The sequence below is a fragment of the Shewanella sp. SG41-4 genome (assembly GCF_014164505.1).
GTDB lineage: Bacteria > Pseudomonadota > Gammaproteobacteria > Enterobacterales > Shewanellaceae > Shewanella.
Window position 1 is genome coordinate 1 of sequence record NZ_JACJFI010000288.1, and the last position, 4,434, is coordinate 4,434.

General features: G+C 40.3%; 5 protein-coding genes. All 5 read left to right on the top strand.

Annotated features, from left to right (window positions below):
* Window positions 1-330 (top strand): S16 family serine protease (locus tag H5202_RS18260; protein ID WP_336244813.1); only part of this gene is annotated, 330 nt, incomplete at its 5' end.
* Window positions 331-591: 261 nt separating this feature from the next.
* Window positions 592-867, top strand: coding sequence for an HU family DNA-binding protein (locus tag H5202_RS18265; RefSeq protein ID WP_124016408.1), 276 nt, complete (start codon window positions 592-594; stop codon window positions 865-867).
* A 216-nt stretch (window positions 868-1,083) separates the two neighbouring features.
* The gene (locus tag H5202_RS18270) at window positions 1,084-2,961 is read left to right on the top strand and encodes a SurA N-terminal domain-containing protein (protein ID WP_182773327.1); all 1,878 of its coding nucleotides are present in this window, start codon (window positions 1,084-1,086) and stop codon (window positions 2,959-2,961) included.
* A gap of 77 nt (window positions 2,962-3,038) precedes the next feature.
* Complete coding sequence (locus H5202_RS18275; protein WP_182773328.1) at window positions 3,039-3,662, top strand: pentapeptide repeat-containing protein; 624 nt, start codon at window positions 3,039-3,041, stop codon at window positions 3,660-3,662.
* A 122-nt stretch (window positions 3,663-3,784) separates the two neighbouring features.
* Window positions 3,785-4,434 (top strand): helix-turn-helix domain-containing protein (locus H5202_RS18280; protein WP_182773329.1); only part of this gene is annotated, 650 nt, incomplete at its 3' end.

Consider the following 4,434-nt stretch of genomic DNA (forward strand, 5'->3'; position numbering starts at 1 on the left):
AAAGATGGTCCTTCAGCTGGTGCAGCAATGTGTACTGCTTTAGTGTCTAGCTTAACGGGTAACCCTGTGCGCAGTGATGTGGCAATGACAGGTGAAATTACTTTACGTGGTGAAGTATTACCCATTGGCGGTTTAAAAGAAAAGTTATTAGCAGCACATCGCGGCGGAATTAAGCATGTCTTAATTCCTCAAGAAAATGAACGCGATCTGGAAGAAATTCCTGCAAATGTGATTGCCGATTTAATCATTCATCCAGTGCGTTGGATTGATGAAGTGTTGAAATTGGCGCTTGAGCGACCAGTTGAAGGCTTTGAAGTGGTTAAAAAATAGCTTGTTAGTTAAAAAATTGCTGTAGAGCATGAAAAAAATGAAAAAAGGGGCTTAACAAAACGCTGACCTGTGGTAGCCTAGGTCAGTGGATAGTCAGACGCACCAAGCCCTTGGGGCATCTGATGTCGAGCAGTATCCAATTTCATTTTTTGGTTTTCGTACTAAGTTTGGTGTGTTATCAAGCTTATAAAATAAAGCCTCCGCAGACCGCTCTAAACATAGATTTGGTTGCGGCGCGACAATAACATTCAAGGGGATGACATGAACAAATCTGAACTAATCGAGAAAATCGCATCTGGTGCTGATATTTCTAAAGCTGCTGCTGGCCGCGCACTGGATTCTTTTATCGCTGCGGTAACGGAAGGTCTTAAAGATGGCGATAAGATTTCTCTAGTTGGTTTTGGTACATTTGAAGTACGTCAACGTGCTGAGCGTACTGGCCGTAACCCACAAACGGGTAATGAAATTAAAATTGCTGCTGCGAACATTCCTGCGTTCAAAGCTGGCAAAGCGCTAAAAGACGCCGTTAACTCGTAGTTAATAACGTTGCCTTTGTAAGGCATTCGTAATACAAGCACTGCTTAGGCGGTGCTTTTTACGAAAAGCAATATTGTTATGCTAGGCATAATATATATTGGGAGTATTGGGTCATACCCGTGGTAGCGTCTGATAACTCCATATAATTTACAATAAGGCGCATCCACAAGGTGATGCGCCTTTTTATTTTATTAATCGCAACAAGCGAGAATTCAGATGTTAGAAAAAATTCGTGAAGGATCACAGGGGATTGTTGCTAAAACAATTTTAGTACTTGTGATACTTTCTTTTGCTTTTGCCGGTGTGAGCAGTTATTTAGGCTCAAACACAGGTGTACCTGCTGCAGTTGTTAACGGCGACGAAATTGGCGCCAACGAACTTGAACAGGCTTTTCAAAATGAACGCTCGCGTATTGAGCAACAGCTAGGCGAAATGTTTACTGCATTAGCGGCTGATGAATCTTACATGAACGGTATTAAACAAGGTGTATTGGATCGTCTAATTGCCGATAAACTCATTGATCAGGCAGCCAATAAATTGGGCTTACGTGTATCTGATGAGCAAATCAAGAAAGCGATTATCGAAGAGCCTGCTTTTCAAACCGCGGGTCAATTTGATAACGAACGTTACCTTGCGGTATTGCGTCAGCTAGGCTATCAAACCACAAGTTTTAGAAACATGATGCGCGTAGATATGACTCGTCGTCAGTTATTAAATGCGCTTGTCGGTAGTGAGTTTGTTCTAGACGGAGAAGCTAAACAGCTTGCAGAAGTTCAAGGCCAAACCCGTGATATCCGCTACTTAGTCGTCGACTCAACACCGTTTTTATCAACTGTGTCTATTTCTGATGAAGAAGCTCAAACCTATTACGATGCGAATGTGTCGCAATATATGAGCCCTGAAAAAGTCAGCGTTGAGTATGTTGAGTTGAATGTTGCTGACATGGCTAAAAGCAGCGAAACCTCTGATGAAGAAGTGAAAGCTTATTACGACGAGAATAAAGCCCAGTATCAAACAGCTGAAAAACGTCTTGCTGCACATATTTTTGTAGCTTCAACTGACGATGACAGTGCAGATAAAGCCAAAGCTGACGCCATTGAATCCAAGTTAACAGCTGGTGAAGATTTTGCTGACGTAGCAAAAACAGATTCTGACGATCAACTTAGTGCTCAACAGGGCGGTAAGTTAGATTGGTTTGAACAAGGTGTAATGGATGCTGCATTTGATGAAGCACTTTTTGGACTACAAAAAGATCAAGTCTCGTCAATTGTGAAAAGTGAGTTTGGTTACCACATTATTAAGCTGCTTGATTTACAAGCTAGCCAAGCAACCGCTTTTGAAAATGTTAAAGCGAAAATTGTTGCTCAGCTACAAGAAAAGAAAGCGTTAGATGTGTTCTATAGCTTACAAACTAAGTTGGCTGATACCAGTTACGAAATCCCTGATACTTTAGCTGAAACTGCGCAAGCGGTTAATGCAAAAGTACAAACAACGCAGTTATTCTCGCGTGATGACGTACCGGCTAAATTTAACAATCCTGAGTTTATTAAAGCTGCTTTTTCTGACCAGGTGTTAGCAAGTGGTTTGAACAGCGATGTGATTGAACTTGCGCCAAACCATGTAGTGGTTATTCGCATGAAAAAACATCAAACTGCTGGTGTCATGGGCTTTGTTGAAGTAAAAGCAGGTATTGTTGACCGTTTGAAGCAAGATAAAGCGAATGACGGTGCTCGTGATAAAGCTGCTGAATATATGGCACAGTTAAAAGCGGGTAATGACACTCTAACAGGTGGTTCGTTGACGACGTTAGCTAAATTAGGTCGCTTTAATCAGGATATTGATCAAGCTATCACCAACAAAGCCTTTAAGATTGCCGCTCCTGCTGAAAATGGTGTCACAATTGATACTGCAGCTTTGGCGACAGGTTATGCGGTTATTGTGGTTGATAAAGTCAATAAAGCTGAAGGCATTAATGACAACCTAATCAATACACTAAAACAACGTATTGCGCCTCAATACAGCGAAGCTGATTATCGTGCAGTGGTTGCCTCTCTTAAAGCTGATTCTGAAATTGAGTATCCAGTTGCCGACTAGTTAAGTCGTCGCAACAGATGAAATACTAAAAGACCTAGGCTCACGTCTAGGTCTTTTTGTTTATAAGGTGTTAAGCCATGAAGACCATCTCTAATACACAATCTAGTGAATTGTTTGTGTTATCGCACTACAGCGATGACTTATTCGAATCGATTAAGGGCGTGGCTTTACAATTCAAAAATATTACTTTCGAGCGATGCCATTTTACCCAATGTGATTTTAGTCAAAGTGATTTCTATCATTGCCATTTTATTGAGTGTGTTTTTAGCCAATGTAATTTAAGTGTAATGTCAGTGGTTGCTACAGAGTTTGATGACGTTACTTTTAGCGACTGTAAAGCCATAGGTATTGATTGGACTACAGCTCAGTGGCCGCAATTTATGACTCAAACCACGATTAAGTTTGAACGATGTATGCTCAATGGCAGTAATTTTTATTCGCTGCATTTACCCGAGTTTTCACTTGTTGATTGCCGCGCCCATGATGTCGACTTTAGAGAAGCTAATTTAAGCAAAGCAGATTTGCGTATGACCGACTTTAATTTAAGCCAATTTAGTCATACAAATTTAACTAAGGCGAATTTTACCGATGCGTTGAATTATCAAATCGATATTACTGCTAATAACGTTAAGCAAGCTAAATTCAGTCGGTTCGAAGCCTTAAGTTTACTCGAAGGTTTGGATATTCAATTAGTCGACTAGCGTACATTGCCACATTTTTAATGCAAAAAGTGTGTTTTATTGTATGCGTTTAAATAACCCGTTAATTTATATTAGTTATGATAAATAATTGGCTGTAATAATTTAATCCAAAAGGAGAGGGCATGAGCCACAGACTTGATCAGGCATTTGAACGTGCATTAGCCTATTTAGATCAACACTTAAATGAGCCTTTTGATCGACAAGTGTTGGCCGATATTGCCCACATCCCACGATGTCATTTCGACCCATTGTTTACAGCGCTGTACCATATGTCTATTGACGCTTATGTTGAATTACTCAAAAGTCTGGAAGCTGCCCATTTATTAGGTTTCGGCACGCAAGTCTCTCTGGCCACTATAGCGGCTAAATTGGCGTATCGTAACGAGCAACACTTTATTGAATCATTTACTCGTAGTATTGGCCAAAGCCCAGAATCGTTTCAACAAGCGCCAGATTGGGGCAATTTTTTTGCTAAACAGAAACCACTTAAATCCTTTCAAGCTGACGTTAGTCAGCAAGATAAGCAATCTTACTCAGTTGATATTATCTCATTTGATACGCAATCATTAGCGGTAATGGAACATCATGGTGATCCAGCTTTATTACCTCAAACCATTGCACATTTTATTGAGTGGCGTCGACAGTTTGGCTTATCTCCTACAGACAGTAGAACCTTTAATCTGCTTTATTTAACCTCTGAATCATCTGTTAAAACGCAATATCGAATCGATATTGGATTATCGTTAAATAACGACATACAAGCTTTAGTGTC

Bases quoted from the DNA above. Each gene is read 5' to 3' on its own strand.
- H5202_RS18265 (WP_124016408.1), top strand. From the start codon at position 592: ATGAACAAATCTGAACTAATCGAGAAAATCGCATCTGGTGCTGATATT.
- H5202_RS18270 (WP_182773327.1), top strand. From the start codon at position 1,084: ATGTTAGAAAAAATTCGTGAAGGATCACAGGGGATTGTTGCTAAAACA.
- H5202_RS18275 (WP_182773328.1), top strand. From the start codon at position 3,039: ATGAAGACCATCTCTAATACACAATCTAGTGAATTGTTTGTGTTATCG.